This window comes from Xanthomonas pisi DSM 18956, assembly GCF_001010415.1.
GTDB classification, from domain to species: Bacteria; Pseudomonadota; Gammaproteobacteria; order Xanthomonadales; family Xanthomonadaceae; genus Xanthomonas; species Xanthomonas pisi.
Genome location: NZ_JPLE01000022.1, coordinates 23,985 through 39,586, shown reverse-complemented (window position 1 = coordinate 39,586; position 15,602 = coordinate 23,985). Strand labels below are relative to the sequence as shown.

Below are 15,602 nucleotides of genomic sequence, written 5' to 3'. Positions count from 1 at the left end.
GCCGCGCCTGCGGTGCCGTCCTTATCGGTCGGCACCATGCGCTGGGCCGCGTTTGATCTTTCGAGTATCCGTATGTCACTTCCCCACGCACGCGTCTGGTTCAACCGGCACTACGCGACCATTGCGCGCATCATCGATCATCTTCGTGGCGAGGCCGAGCCACTGCCGATCTGGACATGCGTCTCCCATCGGCAGGAGAACTTCCGCGGCTTTGCCCGTGCCGACCATGCCTTGCTCGAACCTGCGGGCCTGAGCCCGGCCGACTATCTGCAGTGGTGCTACCAGGTGGTGCAACAGCTGCAGATCACCCACCTGGTGCCCGGTTACGAGCAGAGCCTGCTCACCAGCCACCGCGCGGAGTTTGCGGCGCTGGGCTGCCAGATCGTGCATGCGGCGCCTGCCGACATCCTTCCCAACCTGCATCACAAGCAGTGGGTCTACGCGGCAGTGGACGGCTTGGTACCGCTACCGGAGTACCGCTATGCAACCACGCTGGCGGAGGCGATTGAGGCAATCGAGCAGCTGAGCGCGGATGGGGTGGTGTGCGTCAAACCCACCGTGTCGGTGTACGGCAAGGGCTTCTATCGACTGGTGGACGGGATCGAGCCGAGCACCTATGCCTGCAGCCCGCAGGAATGGATCGAGCGCATGCAGCGCCTGCCCGCGTTTGAGCCGCATCTGGTGATGCGCTATCTGCCCGGTGTGGAGTACAGCGTGGACATCGCCGCACGCGATGGTGAGGTGCTGGCGTGCGTGGTGCGCCAGAAGGATCCCAACAGCAAGGTGCAGCAGCTTTCCATGCGCGCGGATCTGGTGGGCTTCGCCACTGCGATGGTGAAGCGCTTTGGCGCCAACGGGCTGATCAACGTGCAGTTCAAGGACGATCTCGCTGGTGCGCCGATGTTGCTGGAGATCAATCCGCGTGCGGCCGGCGGGATCGGCATGAGCTGCATGTCCGGCATCAATCTTCCGCATGTTGCGTACCGCGCCTGCATCTTTCCCGAATTGCCGGTGCATGTTCCGGTGCCGCGGCTGGGCATTCGAGTGACCGAAATCTCGCTGGCGGTGGAACTGCCTGATGCGCATCCCTTGCCTGGCACGGTGATGCCGCAGGTTGCGGTCGACGCATGAGCACGTTGCAGGTCACCTTGCCTACCGGCACGCTTCGCTGCGCCGGCCAGCCCGGCAATACCCGAGCGCTGACCGAGATCTGTGGCGTTGGGGCGCGCCGCAATCCCAAGCGCGGCTTCGTCTTCGTCTCCAAGGTGCTGGGTAAGCATTGGCCCGCCTCGCCGTCCACGATGGCGCAGGTGCAGGCCGAGCTTGCGGCGCAGATTCCTGTGCCGGCCGATGAGATGGTCCTGTTTGTGGCACTGGCCGAAACCGCGACCGGGCTGGGGCACGGGGTGTTCGAAGCGTTCCTGCAACGCGTCGGCAGCCGGGCGATGCTGCTCCAGACCACCCGCTACCCGCTCGACGGTGCGCAGGTGCTGCGGTTCGAGGAAGAACATAGCCATGCCACCCAGCAGTTCCTCTATCTGCCCGAGTCGCCCGAGCTGCGTGCGGCGCTCGAACGGGTGAGCACGGTGGTGCTGGTGGATGACGAGGCAACCTCGGGCCGGACCTTCCTGAACCTGGCAATCGCCTTGCGAGCGGTGTGCCCGCGCCTGCGTACGGTGCATCCGGTGGTGCTGACCGATTTTTCCGAAGGCCGGGTGCAGGCGTTGCTGTCCGCGCTGCCGGGCATCGCCGAGGTTGCGCCCATCTCGCTGTGGTCCGGCACGTACCGTTTCGAGCGTGATCCGGCGGCTGTGCTGGCACCGGCGCCTGTGGCCTACGCTGCGGTGGCTTGCCGTCGGCAGCACGTCAGCGCCTACACCGCCCGGCTGGGCCTGGCCGCCGCGATCGCGCTGCCGGACGTGCTGGTGCAGGCTTGCCATGCGGCGCTGGATCAGCGTCCGGTCCTGGTGATCGGTACCGGCGAATGCATGTATCCGGCGCAGCGGCTGGCGCAGGCGCTGGAAGCGCTTGGTCATGCGGTGGTGGTGCAATCGACCACGCGCTCGCCGCTGATGCAGGCCGGCGCCATCGACGACATCGCCGTGGTGGAGGACGTCTATGGCGAGGGGATTCCCAACTATCTCTATAACCTGACGCGCTCCCCGAACGCGGTACGGATCGTGGTGCACGAAAGCCGCGAGCGCGCCTGCGTCGACCGACTGGTGCAGCAACTGCAGGCCATCGAAGTGGATCTGGTCGAGCAGCGGGTCACCACGCCGATGCAGGCGGTGGCCTAGATGTACCAGGTAGCCTTGGTCGATCTGGACGACACCCTGTTTTCGTCGTTGCGCAAGCAACCGCAGGCAGAGGGGCTGGAGCCGGCGGCGTTGTTGGTCGATGGCACTGCGGTGAGCTACACCTCGCCGCGCCAGCGCCTGTTTGCACAGTGGCTGCGGCAGGCCGATCTGGTGGTGCCGGTGACGGCGCGCACGCTCGAGACTTTCGCGCGCGTGCTGCTACCTTTCCACGGCCCCGCGATCGTGGCCCATGGCGCCACCATCGTGAATGCGCAGCGGCAGATCGACCCAGTGTGGGCAGCAACGATCCAGACCCAGATGCAGGCACAGCTGCCGGTCCTGCAGCAGCTGCAACAGGCCTTGTCGGACCGGTTCGGCGATGCGCTGGAGGTCAGCATCGCCGGCGCGCCGCAGCAGCCGGCGTATCTGGTGGCGCGCGAGCCTTCGCGCGACGAACAGGCGGTGCGCAGGATTTCCGACCAGGTCATCGCGCCATGGGTGGAGCAGCATCCGGGATATACCCATCACGTCAACGGACGCAATCTGGCGGTGTTGCCACCGTGCGTGGACAAGCGGCTGGCGGTGCGGCATCTGCTGGCAGGGCTACGGCAGCAGCATGGCGAGCTGTTCGTCGTAGGGGCAGGCGACAGCGTGACGGATCTGCCGTTCCTGTCGCTGTGCGATCTGGCGATCGTGCCCACCGGGTCGCAGGCCTGGGCGCAGGTGCGCGGTCTGGCTGGCGGGCCGCACGCATGACATCGCTCGGGTTCTCTGGCAGCTATGCGCCAGGTGATGTGACCTTCCTGCTGACCCAGATCGCCGTCGCGCCGATGGCGGATCTGCAGGAAAAAGAGCGTCTGATCCAGGGCGGGCACACGCATTATTCGGAAATGTTGACGCCGGAGCAGTTGCCAGCTCCGGAATATCTGGCCTTGTTCCGCAGTGCCGTGGCGCGTCATCTGCCCACGATGGCGCGCGACCTGCTGCAACTGGCGAGCGCGGTGCGGCAACGGCATGCGCGGCCGGTGCTGGTATCGCTGGCGCGTGCCGGCACGCCGATCGGGGTGGCCTTGCGGCATGTGTTTGCCAGCCGGTGGAACATGGACGTGCCGCATTATTCGATCTCGATCCTGCGCGGCCGCGGGATCGACCGCGTGGCGCTGGCCCACTTGTGTGCGCAGCACGATCCTGCGTCGCTGGTGTTCGTTGACGGCTGGACCGGCAAGGGAGCGATCACCGCCGAATTGCATGCCTCGGTGGCGGCCTTCAATGCCGCGCAGGGCACGCAGGTGGCGGCGGATCTGTTTGTCCTGGTGGATCTTGCCGGGTGTAGCGCCGGCCATGGCTCAATCGAGGATTATCTGATTCCGTCGGCCATTCTCAATGCCACCGTGTCGGGCCTGGTCAGCCGTACCGTGCTCAATGCCAGCATTGCCCCCGACCAGTTCCACGGGTGCGTGCTGTACCAGGACCTGCGCGCGGGTGACATGTCGCAATGGTTCGTTGCGCAGCTGCTCCAGGCAGCCGCTGCGCTGCCTGCGCCAGTACATGATGGCGCCGCGCAACCGGCGCAACGTCGCGCGGCCGCATTGCGTTGCACCGATAGCCTGCGCCAGTTGCGCACGGCATTTTCGGTGCACGATGATCATTGCCTGAAAGTGGGCATTGGCGAGACCACCAGGGCCATGCTGCGCCGCGCGCCGCGCGCGCTTTGCCTGCAGCGCCCGGACGATGCCGATACCGCTCATCTGCGCTGGCTGGCACAGACCCGTGGTATTGACGTAAACATTCTTTCCAGCCTGCCATTGAAGGCGGCGGCGGTCATCAAGGATCTGCGACATGTCTGAAGCCTATCGGTTGGGTGCCTCGCTGTACGTGCCGGCGACCAACGACAATCTTTCCGAAGTGCTGTCGGGGCGCCAGTTTCCGCAGGCGCGTTCGCTGATCGCCTGCACCGAGGATGCGGTGTCGTCCACCGACCTGCCGCATGCGATGAGTCACATCCGACGTACCTTGCCGACCTTGCCGCCACGGTCGCACGGCCCGCTGCGGTTCATTCGCCCGCGCAATGCTGAAGTGCTTGGGCAACTGCTGGCGATGCACGACATCGACCGCGTACACGGGTTCGTGCTGCCCAAGATCGACACCGACACGCTGGGCGCCTACGAGCGGCAGCTGGCCGATCACGATTTCTGCATCATGCCCACCCTGGAGACGCCGCAGGCGATGGATCCGCTGGGGCAGCGCGAGATCCGTGCCTGCCTGCAGGGCAGCCCGCTGAGTTCGCGGGTGCTGGCGGTGCGTATCGGCGGCAACGATCTGCTGAGCATGCTGGCAATGAAGCGGGTGCGCGGCACCACGATCTACGACACGCCGGTCGGCCTGGTCATTCAGCAACTGGTCCTGGCATTCCGGCCGTACGGCTTCCAGCTCACCGCGCCGGTCTACGATTTCTTCGACGATCCGCAGACGTTGCGGCGCGAGCTGGCCATCGATACCGCGATGGGGCTGGTCGGCAAGACCGCGATCCATCCGATGCAGATTTCGGTAATCGAGGAGGGGTTGCAGGTCAGCGACGAGGACCTGCGTGCTGCGCGCGAGGTACTCGGCGCCACCACGGCCGTCTTCAAGTCCAACGGCGGCATGGTCGAGAAGGCCGTCCACACGCGTTGGGCGCAGGCCATCATTGCGCGCCAGGCCATCGTGGCGCTTTGAACGGATGAGTCGCAGCCGGCGCAGTCGGGCCAGCAGGTGCATGGCCTGGACTGGGGCGCGGTGTGAGGCTGGGTGGCTCTGCCAGACGGGCCCTTGTTGAGCGCCAGAGGCGCACAGAACTGTGACCGCCAGTGGCCAGCGTATGTGCGGCAGCTAGCCCAACCGAACCCAACTGGCCAGCAGAAATGCCGGTTTGGGCCTTGACTGCGCAGTGAAATTGGCGGGTCCTGCGGCCTGGCGCCGACCGTTCGTCAGACAGTGCTTTATGCCACAAGGGTTTGCGGGGTTTTCCCACATTTGGTGTTGACCCCTCCTGATGACCCCACTATCTTGGGGCAGTCGGTGGTTGGTCGCCCAAGGCGTCCGGACCAGTGAGAGCATTGATTTGCAGCAGGTTGCCAATCAAACGCCTCTCCGCGGCGGCAGCGACGAACGATCACAGCCATCCGGGCGTCGCCTGGAGCGGGCGGCGTGGTCTCGTTGCGCCGCGGTTGTTTCGCCACCGACCACTGCGCGACAGCACACCGCGTGGTGGCGGCCGTGGAATCTCCGGTAAGGAGATGGCTGGTGAAGGCGATGCCGCCGCAGACCGTGGGTCTTGCGTGCTGGTCGTCGCGCACCGTCATCGCTGTCCAGGGAGTCCGGAACCGGCCGCAGCCCGTCCCCAGCGGGTTCGTGTGCCTACGCATGGAGGACGCATGACCACCAACGACACCCTTGCCGCGATCGCCGCCGGTACCCTAGCCACACCCAGCGTTCCCGCCAGTGTCAGCGCGCCCGGTTGCGGCGCGCCGGAGTTGACCGACCCGTCGGACGTCGTGCCGCCCCCCCGCCAAGCCATTGCAATGCACGCACAGACCATCGAAGAACAAGCCGTCGCCACCTGGATCACCAAGGAAGCCGGCAACCGCAAGATTCCGTTCGAGGCGCAGCGCCTGGATCGCGCGATCGACCAGATCCATGCCGAGTTCCCGCAACTGGACGTGGCCGACTACAAGCGCTCTGTGTTCGGCTTTGTCGAGCGCAAGGACAGCGTCAACGCCGACGACCTGGTCGACCATCTGATCCGCGAGGCCGAAGCCCGCGTCGATCTGACCACGCCGGAGTGGGAACACTTCGCCGCGCGCCTGTATCTGCGCCGCCTGTACAAGCGCGCCAGCCGCAACCGCTTCTATGACGCCAGCCAGAAGTACGGCTCGTTTGTCGGCCTGCAGGAAAGCCTGGCCGACCGCAATGTCTATTCCAACGACATCCTGCGCCGCTATTCCAAGGACGAGCTGATCGAAGCCGGCAAGATGATCGAGCCCGAGCGCGACAAGCTGTTCGCCTACAACGGCCTGTACCTGCTGGCTACGCGCTACCTGGCCACCGACAACTCGCGCGGCGTGTTCGAGCTGCCGCAGGAGCGCTGGCTGACCATCGCGCTGTACCTGATGCAGGACGAGATCGGCACCGGCAAGGGCAGCCGCGAGCGCCGCATGCAGCTGGTGGGCGAGGCCTACTGGGCGCTGTCCAACCTGTACATGACCGTGGCGACCCCGACCCTGGCCAACGCCGGCAAGGTCGGCGGGCAGCTGTCGAGCTGCTTCATCGACACCGTCGACGACAGCCTGCAGGGCATCTACGACTCCAACACCGACGTGGCGCGCGTGTCCAAGCACGGCGGCGGCGTCGGTGCGTACCTGGGCTATGTGCGTTCGTCCGGTTCGGCGATCCGCGGCGTGTCCAATTCCTCCGGCGGCGTGGTGCCGTGGATCAAGCAGCTCAACAACACTGCGGTGTCGGTGGATCAGCTGGGCCAGCGCAAGGGCGCCATCGCGGTCTACCTGGACATCTTCCACCGCGACATCGAGTCGTTCCTGGATCTGCGCCTGAACAACGGCGACCAACGCCTGCGCGCGCACGACGTGTTCACCTCGGTGTGCATCCCCGACCTGTTCATGGAAGCGGTCGAGCGTCGCGGTGACTGGTACCTGTTCGATCCGCACGAAGTGAAGCGGATCAAGGGCTGGTACCTGCAGGATTTCTACGACGAGAAGAAGGGCGACGCCAACAGCAGCTTCCGTCGCAAGTACGAAGAAGTCGTGGCCGACGAGCGCATCACGCGCAAGACGGTCAAGGCGATCGAGATCTTCAAGCGGATCATGGTCAGCCAGCTGGAAACCGGTAACCCGTTCATGTTCTATCGCGATGAAGTCAATCGCAAGAATCCGAACAAGCACGAGGGCATGGTCTATTCGTCCAACCTGTGCACCGAGATCCTGCAGAACATGAGCCCGACGCGGATGATGCAGGAGATCATCAGCGGCAATCAGATCGTCACCACCAAGAAGGCCGGCGACTTCGTGGTCTGCAATCTGTCCTCGATCAACCTTGGCCGCGCGATCATCGCGCAGGACGACCAGGCCGATCTGCTGGGCGCCGACGTGCTGGAGCGGCTGATCCCGATCCAGGTGCGCATGCTCGACAACGTGATCGATCTGAACCAGTTGCCGGTGCCGCAGGCCACCATCACCAACCAGAAGTACCGCGCCATCGGCCTGGGCACCTTCGGCTGGCACCATCTGCTCGCGCAGAAGGCCATCCATTGGAACGCCAAGGAAGCGGAGGATTACAGCGACGAACTGTACGAGCGCATCAACTACCTGACCATCCAGGCGAGCATGGAGCTGGCCAAGGAAAAGGGCACCTACAGCGTGTTCCGCGGCAGCGACTGGCACAACGGCGAGTACTTCCGTGCGCGTGACTACAACAGCCCGCAGTGGCTGGAGCTGTCGGCGCAGGTGTCGGTCAATGGCGTGCGCAATGCCTGGATGCTGGCGGTGGCGCCGAACATGAGCACCGCGCAGATCGCCGGTTCCACCGCCTCGATCGACCCGATCTACAGCGCGTTCTATTACGAAGAGAAGAAGGACTTCCGTCGTCCGGTCGCCGCTCCGGGCCTGTCGCTGGAAACCTGGCCGTACTACGAGAAGGGCGCCTACAAGGTCGACCAGTTCGCCAGCGTGCGTCAGAACGCGCGTCGCCAGCGCCACGTCGACCAGTCGATCAGCTTCAACTTCTACGTGCCCAGCACCATCCGCGCGAGCACGCTGCTGGACCTGCACATGACCGCCTGGCGCGAAGGCCTGAAGACCACGTACTACGTGCGTTCCAACGATATCGATATCAGTGAGTGCGAGTGGTGCAGTAGCTAAAGCGCATTCGCGCTTTCGCTCCCACAGTTCGCGTTGCGAACCGTGGACCCTGCTTCATCAGCTCCCACACCCCGCGCCTTCGGCGCGCCCCCTGACTCAGGGGGCTTTTCTCCAGAACAATTGCTGCCGCCGTCCCCGCGCCACACGCGGGCGACTGCCCGGAACACGAGTAGAGACCCACATGTCCGCAACACCGCTTGAACGCATCAAGATCCTGGAGCCGCGTCACCCCAATCGCTCCACCGCCATCATCAATGGCGAGACCTCCGGCATCCTCAACTGGAACGACATCCCGTACCCGTCTTTCTATCGGGCGTACAAGGAACTGTCGACCAACTTCTGGATCCCCGACGAAGTGGACATGAAGGGCGACGCACGCCAGTACAACGAGCTGTCGGCGCGCGAAAAGAACGCCTACGACTCGATCATCGGCCTGCTGGCCACGCTGGATTCGCCGCAGACGCGCTTCATCTACAACGTGGCCGAATACATCACCGACCCGGCCGCGCATGCCAATGCCGCGATCATCGGCCAGCAGGAAGTGATCCATAACGAGAGCTATAGCTACGTGCTGGCCTCGATCACCGGCCTGGCCGACCAGAACCGCGTGTTCGAGATCGCGCGCACGCATCCGACCATCATCAAGCGCAATGCGCCGATCATGGGCGCCTACGAAGACTTCATGCGCGACAAGACGGCCGAAACGCTGATTCGCGCGCTGATCCAGTCCTCGATCCTGGAAGGCATCAACTTCTATTCCGGCTTTGCGTATTTCTACAATCTGGTCCGCCAGAACCGCATGACCGGCACCGGCAAGATCATCAGCTTCATCAACCGCGACGAGCTGGCCCATTCCAAGTTCATCAGCGAGCTGATTCGCGCCATCATCGGCGAGAACCAGGCGCTGCAGGGCGATCAGCTCACCGATTACGTGCACAAGGCCTTCGAGCACGCGATCGACCTGGAAACGGTGTGGACCGCCGAAGTGCTGGACGGCATCGACGGCATCGACGTGGACGAGATGATCCGCTACGTGAAGTACCGCGCCAACAAGATGGCCGGCATGCTCGGCATCGAGAAGCTGTACGAAGGCGCCAACGACAACGTGATGCCGTGGATCAAGGCCTACGCCGACAACTTCACCGAGACCAAGACCGACTTCTTCGAAATGCGCAATGCCTCGTACAAGAAGACCAACTCGGATAACGGCTTCGACGATCTGTGAGGAGCCGGGATTAGGTATTCGGGATTTGGGATTCGTCGCAGCCGCATCGATGCGCTTTACGAATCATCAAGATCCGGGATTGGAGAGTGGGTAGGCGGGATTTGCAACAGCAACTTGATGTGCTTTGGCGAATCTCCACTTCGACTCTCCAATCCCTGCTTTAGACGAATCCATAATCACGACTGCCAAAATCCCCGCCCCATGAACATCCTGCTGGCCCTGGCATCGTTGAGCGGCAACACGCGTGATGTGGCGCGCAGTGTCGCGCTGCACTGTGAGGCGGCCGGGCACACGGTGACCTGGCTGGAGACCGATGTGCAGCGGCTGGAACAGGTGCCGCATGCGCCGGGGCAGTACGAACTGTTTCTGCTCGGTAGCTGGACCGACAACGGTGGCCGTACGCCGTCGGAGATGAAACGTTTTATCGTCGAGTTGGTTGAAACGCTGGGCAAGCCACCGCAGGTGGCCGTGTTCGGCACAGGCGAAACGCAGTGGGGCGAGGACTATTTTTGCGGTGCGGTGCATCGCATCGCACAGTTCTTCGCCAGCCCGTTTCCGCGTTTGACCATCGAACAGATGCCCCACGGCCAGCGCGACGCGCAGGCCATCGCCGCCTGGACCGACGAGGTCCTGGCCCAATGCACACACGATCCCCATGATGCAGACCATTACCGTCACGTCGCCTGAGCACTACACCCAGATCCTGGCCGCGCACCCGCGCGCGCTGGTGGACTTCTACAAGGACAATTGCCCCGGCTGTCGCATGCTCGACATGTCGCTGGACAAGTTCGCCAACAGCGATGCCGCCGAAGGTGTGGCCTTGTTGAAGGTCAAGCTGGAAGTGGTGGGCGAGGATTTCTTCCGCGACCTGGGCCTGCGTCAGACTCCAACACTGGCGCTGTACCGCGACGGCAGCGAAGTGGCGCGCCTGCCCGGTTTCCAGTCGCCGGCGCAGGTGGAAGCGGCGGTCCGCAGCGGCCTGTGATGGTGACGGGCGCTCGGTCGATGCCAGGCGCCCGGTGAATACCACGGTCACCATCGTCGCCTGGAGCTTCCTGCTGGCGGGGCTGGGATTGTTGACCGGTGCGGCGCTGTTGCCCGATCAGGCGCGCTGGATCTTGTTGTTGCTGGGCGTGGCGTTCGGCGGCGTGGGGGGCGGCATCCTCGGTTATCGCGTCTGGCATGCGCGGCGTGCTGCGTGGTTGAGCCGGTATGGCACGGTGGAGGAGGCCCGCTTCGTGTGCGTCGAACGCAATGCGTCTTTGCAGGTCAACGGCGTGCACCCGTTGCGTATCCTGGCCCAGCGCCACGACCGCACGCACAACACGTTGACCGAGTATCGCAGCGATAACCTGTGGACCGATCCGCAGCCGTTCCTGGTCGATGGGCAGCAGCTGCGCATCTTCGTCGATCCGCAGCGCCCGGCGCGCTACCACATGGACTTGAGTTTCCTGCCGACACTGCGCAGCTGATCTGGCTGGCTTTCCTTCCTTCTTCCGGTATCGCCTTCATGACCAGCACCACCACCGTTGCACCGATCGAGGCCCGCATGGCCGAGATCGTGTTCCCCAACCACACCAATCATATGGGCACCTTGTTCGGTGGCCAGGCGCTGGCGTGGATGGACAAGGCCGCGTTTCTGGCCGCTTCGCGCTATGCGCGGCGTGCGGTGGTGACCGCGCGTTCGGACCAGGTGGATTTCAAGTTGCCGATCCGCCAGGGCCAGATGGTGGAAACCATCGCGCGGGTGGTGTCGGTGGGGCGCAGCTCGATCAAGGTGGAAGTGGAACTGATCGCCGAAGACCTGCTCAGCGGCGCGCGCGAGCTGTGCACACGCGGGCACTTCGTGATGATCGCCCTGGATGCTGACGGCAAGCCGACCTCGGTGCCGCCGCTGCCAGCCGTCAGCAGCTGAAGGTGCTTATTCCTCGACCTCGCGGTCTTCGCGCTTGGTCTCTTCCATCGCTTCGGGTTCCAGCTCCTCGGCGCTGCGATTGAGTTTGACGAACACCCCCCAGGCGATCAGCAGCAGCGCTGCGCACAGGCCAACCGCTGCGGCATACGGCAGCTTGGCCGGGTCGTCGTGCATCAGCTCGAAGATCGATACCAGCGTCTCGATCGCCAGCGCGATCACGATCACCACGAAGAACCGCGACAGGTAGCGCCGCACCCGCGTGGGGCCGCTGACCTTGACGTCACGCAGGATCTCTTCTTCGAAGATGGTCTGGCCCAGTTCCAGCGTCACCAAGGCCACGGTGAGCAGGCCGATGGCTTCCAGCACCACGTTGAAGCGGTCGCGCACCACCATGTCGCCGCCCGGCGTGAAGCCGTGCCACAACTCCAACCCGGCCATTCCCACCAGCCCCGCCGCGCACAGCACGAAGAACGCCAGGATCACGAAGTGACCGGCACGGAACAGGTGGCTGAGCAGCTTCATGGATGGCGACGCGGGCGATGGGACGCAGAGCATCGTGGGCGCCGCGTCGTGATGGCGCGAAGGCAACGACATGACGAGCGTCGTGTACTGCAAGCTTATACGCAGCCACCCGGGCGGATGGGGAAGTGGGGTCGCGCCAGGCCTGCGCGCGGCCATGCCTGGTTGTTGCAGTTTCCATCACGCGCCCGGGGACGTGGGTGGGGCCTTGTGCTGATCAACCCAGCCGGCATCCACCCTCATCCGGCGCTGCGCGCCACCTTCTCCCGCTTGCGGGAGAAGGGATTGGTCGTGTGCCTTGTGTGGTGATGGTGCTGCGGTCATGCGTCGCGCGATGCGGCATCCCCGGCCGGCATCCACCCTCATCCGGCGCTGCGCGCCACCTTCTCCCGCGTGCGGGAGCAGGGATTGGTCGTGTGTGCCTTGTGTGCTGATGGCGCTGCGGTCATGCGTCGCGCGATGCGGCATCCCCGGCCGGCATCCACCCTCATCCGGCGCTGCGCGCCACCTTCTCCCGCTTGCGGGAGAAGGAATTGGTCGTGTGTGCCTTGTGTGGTGATGGCGCTGCGGTCATGCGTCGCGCGATGCGGCATCCCCAGCCCGTATCCACCCTCATCCGGCGCTGCGCGCCACCTTCTCCCGCGTGCGGTAGAAGGGATTGCTTCTGTGTGCGTTGTGTCCTGATGGTGCTGCGGTCATGCGTCGCGCGATGGGGTATCCAGCGATGCAATCGATGCAATGGAACCACCCGTTCCCTTCCCCCGCATGCGGGGGAAGGTGCCAGAAGGGCGGATGAGGGGCGCCGTCGCGTCACGCCGCCCACCAGTGCCGTCCCTCTGGCCGCGTCAGGCCTGGCGCAGCACCTGATATGCCTGCAGATGCACGTGTGCGGCCATCAACAACGGCGCATTGCGGCCGGTCTCGCGCACACGTCTGAGCATGTCGCCGACGATCTGCGCCGCTTCCACGTCCTGGCCGGCTTCCAGGTCGCGCAGCATCGAGGCCTTCAACGGCGAGTCGACCTGCAACAGCGTCTGCAATGCCTTGGCGCGCGCGGCTTCCGGAATCGACTGGCCGGCTGCGTCGGCGGCCCACAGGCATTCGTTGTACAGGCCGTTGATCAGCGCACGGCCGTCGTCGGTGGCCACGATCGCCCCGACCGGCGCACGCATCAGGCAGGTGGCTGCCGCCAGCGCGGTGAGGAAGCTGTACTTGATCCATTGTTCCTGCGCGATCTGCGTGCTGGCCACATGGTCGATGCCCGCCTGCGTGCAGGCGGCGGCAAATGCCTGCACGCGTGCCGCGTCTGCACTGCCATCGCGCTCGCCGAAGGTGATCGCCGCCGGCTTGCCCAGATGCAGGATCTCCCCATGCTCGCCCTTGGTCGCGCTGATGAAGCACAGCCCGCCCAGTACCCGCGCTGCACCGAAGCGTTCGTCCAGCGCCGCGTAATGGCGCAGTCCATTGAGGATCGGCAACACCGTGGTGTGCTCGCCGACCGCCGGTGCAATCGCCTCGAGCGCGCTGTCCAGGTCGTAGGCCTTGCAGCTGAGGATCACCAGATCGAACGGCCGCTGCGCTACCAAGTCCGGCAAATTCTGCGCGGTGACATGCGCCACCGGCAGATCCGCATCGCCCAGCGGGCTGCGGATGCGCAGGCCGTCGGCCTGCAGCTGCGCCGCACGCGCGTCGCGCACCAGGAAGGTGACGTCCACGCCGGCCTGCGCCAGCCGCCCGCCGAAGTAACCGCCGGTGCCACCGGCGCCGAGAATGAGCATGCGCATGAAGTGATCTGTCCTCAGTCAATCTGGTCTTGCCCTTCCCCCGCAGGCGGGGGAAGGTGCCCGAAGGGCGGATGGGGGTCAGCGCGTCCGCCAGCCACCGGCGTTCCCAATGAAATCCGCGCCCGGCGTCAGCTACGCAGCCCGACACCGCGCCGCAGCAGCCACAGCGCCAGCGCGCTGAGCACGGCGACAAAGCCCAGCATCAGCGCATAGGCCACCCAGATCGGCACGTCCGAGCTGCCGAGCAGGCCGTAGCGGAACGCGTTGACCATGTAGAAGATCGGGTTGGCATGGGTGGCCGCTTCGGCCCACGGCGGCAGCAATTTCACCGAATAGAACACGCCGCCCAGGTAGGTCAGCGGGGTCAGGATGAAGGTCGGCACGATCGCCACGTCGTCGAACTTCTTGGCGTACACCGCGTTGACGAAGCCGGCCAGCGAAAAGATGGTTGCGCCCAGCAGCACGGTGGTCAGGGTGACCAGCGGATGCGGGATGCGTACCGGGGTGAAGAACATCGCGATGATCAGCACCAACGCGCCGACCATCACCCCGCGCAGCACCGCGCCGGAGACGTAGCCCCACAGGATCACCCAGTTGGGCATCGGGCTGACCAGCAGCTCTTCCACATGCCGGCCGAACTTGGCGCCGAAGAAGCTGGAGGAGATGTTGCCGTAACTGTTCTGGATCACGCTCATCATCACCAGGCCCGGCACGATGAACTGCATGTACGAGTAGCCGCCCATGTCGCCCACGCGCGAGCCGATCAGCCCGCCGAAGATCAAGAAGTACAGCGTCATGGTGATGGCCGGCGGCACCAGGGTCTGGCCCCAGATGCGCAGGATGCGCTGCACTTCGCGGCGCACGATGGTGCCCAGCGCAATCCAGTTGCGCTGGCGGGGTGTGGCGGGGGTGACGGACATCGACGGCTCCGAAGGACTCATGGGTGACCCGCCGGGCGCACGGGCGCCGCTGCAGCAGGGGCCGGGTCGGCGAGGGTTTCGCCGGGCCCGGTCAGACGAACGAACAATTCTTCCAGCCGGTTGCTCTTGGTGCGCATCGAGCGCACCCGGATGCCGGCATCGCCCAGCGCGGCGAACACGCGGTTGAGGTCCATCGCGCGCGGCATGTCCAGATCCAGCGTGTGGCCGTCGATGGCGGTCAGCGTGGTGCCTTCGATCGCCGGCAGCTGGGCGGGCAGGTCACCGTCGATGTCGAACAGGAAACCTTCCACGTCGAGCTTGGCCAGCAATTCGCGCATCGGCCCCTGGGTGACGATCTGGCCGTGGTTGATGATGGCCAGGTTGCGGCACAGGTGCTCGGCTTCTTCCAGGTAATGCGTGGTCAGGATGATGGTGGTGCCGGCGGCGTTGATGTCCTTGAGCACGCGCCACATGTCGCGGCGGATCTCGATGTCCACGCCGGCGGGGGGCTCGTCCAGGATCAGCAGGCGCGGCTGGGTCATCATGGCGCGGGCGATCATCAACCGCCGCTTCATGCCGCCGGACAGCGTGCGGCTCATCACCTGGGCCTTTTCCCACAGATGCGCGCGGCGCAGTTCCACTTCGGCCAGCGCCTCGGCCTCGCTGCGCGGCATGCCGTAGAAACCGGCGTAGTTGACCAGGATGTCGAAGGGCTTTTCGAACAGGTTGAAGTTGATTTCCTGCGGCACCAGGCCGATCAGTCGCATCGCTTCGCTGCGATGGGCGACCAGATCGGTGCCGAACACCTCCACCTGCCCGCCGGAGAGGTTCACCAGCGAGCTGATGATGCCGATCAGGGTGGATTTGCCAGCACCATTGGGGCCGAGCAGGGCGAAGAAATCGCCCGGCGCCACATCCAGCGAGACGCCCTTGAGCGCCTGGGTGCCGTTGTCGTAGGTCTTGCGCAGATCGCACACGCGCAGGGCGGGCGCACTGGGAGAGGGTGAATTCAAGATGGTCCTTCGCGCCA

The 15,602-nt window shown here is 64.9% G+C and carries 15 protein-coding genes; 11 read left to right on the top strand and 4 right to left on the bottom strand.

The window, feature by feature from the left end:
- Window positions 1–72 precede the first annotated feature (72 nt).
- From Y887_RS06480 to Y887_RS06430, 11 genes are all read left to right on the top strand, one after another.
- Complete coding sequence (locus Y887_RS06480; protein ID WP_046963561.1) at window positions 73–1,131, top strand: ATP-grasp domain-containing protein; 1,059 nt, start codon at window positions 73–75, stop codon at window positions 1,129–1,131.
- The gene (locus Y887_RS06475) at window positions 1,128–2,297 is read left to right on the top strand and encodes a phosphoribosyltransferase domain-containing protein (protein WP_046963560.1); all 1,170 of its coding nucleotides are present in this window, start codon (window positions 1,128–1,130) and stop codon (window positions 2,295–2,297) included. Before Y887_RS06480 ends, Y887_RS06475 begins: the two co-directional genes overlap by 4 nt.
- Window positions 2,298–3,053, top strand: coding sequence for an HAD family hydrolase (locus tag Y887_RS18240; protein ID WP_052764944.1), 756 nt, complete (start codon window positions 2,298–2,300; stop codon window positions 3,051–3,053). It begins immediately after the preceding gene.
- Window positions 3,050–4,144: a cysteine protease StiP domain-containing protein gene (locus tag Y887_RS06465; RefSeq protein ID WP_046963559.1), complete on the top strand. Its 1,095-nt coding sequence runs from the start codon at window positions 3,050–3,052 to the stop codon at window positions 4,142–4,144. The genes Y887_RS18240 and Y887_RS06465 overlap by 4 nt, the downstream gene beginning before the upstream one ends.
- Window positions 4,137–5,012, top strand: a complete 876-nt coding sequence (locus tag Y887_RS06460; RefSeq protein ID WP_046963558.1) for an HpcH/HpaI aldolase/citrate lyase family protein — start codon at window positions 4,137–4,139, stop codon at window positions 5,010–5,012. The genes Y887_RS06465 and Y887_RS06460 overlap by 8 nt, the downstream gene beginning before the upstream one ends.
- A 698-nt stretch (window positions 5,013–5,710) precedes the next feature.
- On the top strand, window positions 5,711–8,209 hold the full coding sequence (locus Y887_RS06455; RefSeq protein ID WP_046963557.1) for a ribonucleoside-diphosphate reductase subunit alpha: 2,499 nt from the start codon (window positions 5,711–5,713) through the stop codon (window positions 8,207–8,209).
- A 181-nt stretch (window positions 8,210–8,390) separates the two neighbouring features.
- Window positions 8,391–9,434, top strand: coding sequence for a ribonucleotide-diphosphate reductase subunit beta (locus Y887_RS06450; protein ID WP_039521116.1), 1,044 nt, complete (start codon window positions 8,391–8,393; stop codon window positions 9,432–9,434).
- A 201-nt stretch (window positions 9,435–9,635) separates the two neighbouring features.
- Window positions 9,636–10,121: a flavodoxin gene (locus tag Y887_RS06445; RefSeq protein ID WP_046963556.1), complete on the top strand. Its 486-nt coding sequence runs from the start codon at window positions 9,636–9,638 to the stop codon at window positions 10,119–10,121.
- Window positions 10,093–10,419: a thioredoxin family protein gene (locus Y887_RS06440; RefSeq protein WP_046963555.1), complete on the top strand. Its 327-nt coding sequence runs from the start codon at window positions 10,093–10,095 to the stop codon at window positions 10,417–10,419. Before Y887_RS06445 ends, Y887_RS06440 begins: the two co-directional genes overlap by 29 nt.
- 34 nt (window positions 10,420–10,453) lie before the next feature.
- Complete coding sequence (locus Y887_RS06435) at window positions 10,454–10,906, top strand: hypothetical protein (protein ID WP_046963554.1); 453 nt, start codon at window positions 10,454–10,456, stop codon at window positions 10,904–10,906.
- Between the two features lie 38 nt (window positions 10,907–10,944).
- Window positions 10,945–11,349, top strand: coding sequence for an acyl-CoA thioesterase (locus tag Y887_RS06430; RefSeq protein WP_046963553.1), 405 nt, complete (start codon window positions 10,945–10,947; stop codon window positions 11,347–11,349).
- 6 nt (window positions 11,350–11,355) lie between these two features.
- On the opposite strand, the gene Y887_RS06425 is transcribed toward Y887_RS06430, so the two are convergent.
- From Y887_RS06425 to Y887_RS06410, 4 genes are all read right to left on the bottom strand, one after another.
- Window positions 11,356–11,871 (bottom strand): hypothetical protein, encoded by a 516-nt coding sequence (locus tag Y887_RS06425; RefSeq protein ID WP_005989851.1) that lies wholly within the window; start codon window positions 11,869–11,871, stop codon window positions 11,356–11,358.
- Window positions 11,872–12,713: 842 nt separating this feature from the next.
- Window positions 12,714–13,652 carry a 2-dehydropantoate 2-reductase gene (gene panE, locus Y887_RS06420; protein WP_046963552.1) on the bottom strand — a complete coding sequence of 313 codons (939 nt, stop codon included), beginning with the start codon at window positions 13,650–13,652 and terminating at the stop codon, window positions 12,714–12,716.
- Window positions 13,653–13,780: 128 nt separating this feature from the next.
- Window positions 13,781–14,593, bottom strand: coding sequence for an ABC transporter permease (locus Y887_RS06415; RefSeq protein ID WP_181113361.1), 813 nt, complete (start codon window positions 14,591–14,593; stop codon window positions 13,781–13,783).
- Complete coding sequence (locus Y887_RS06410) at window positions 14,590–15,585, bottom strand: ABC transporter ATP-binding protein (protein ID WP_046963550.1); 996 nt, start codon at window positions 15,583–15,585, stop codon at window positions 14,590–14,592. Before Y887_RS06410 ends, Y887_RS06415 begins: the two co-directional genes overlap by 4 nt.
- Between the last annotated feature and the right edge of the window lie 17 nt (window positions 15,586–15,602).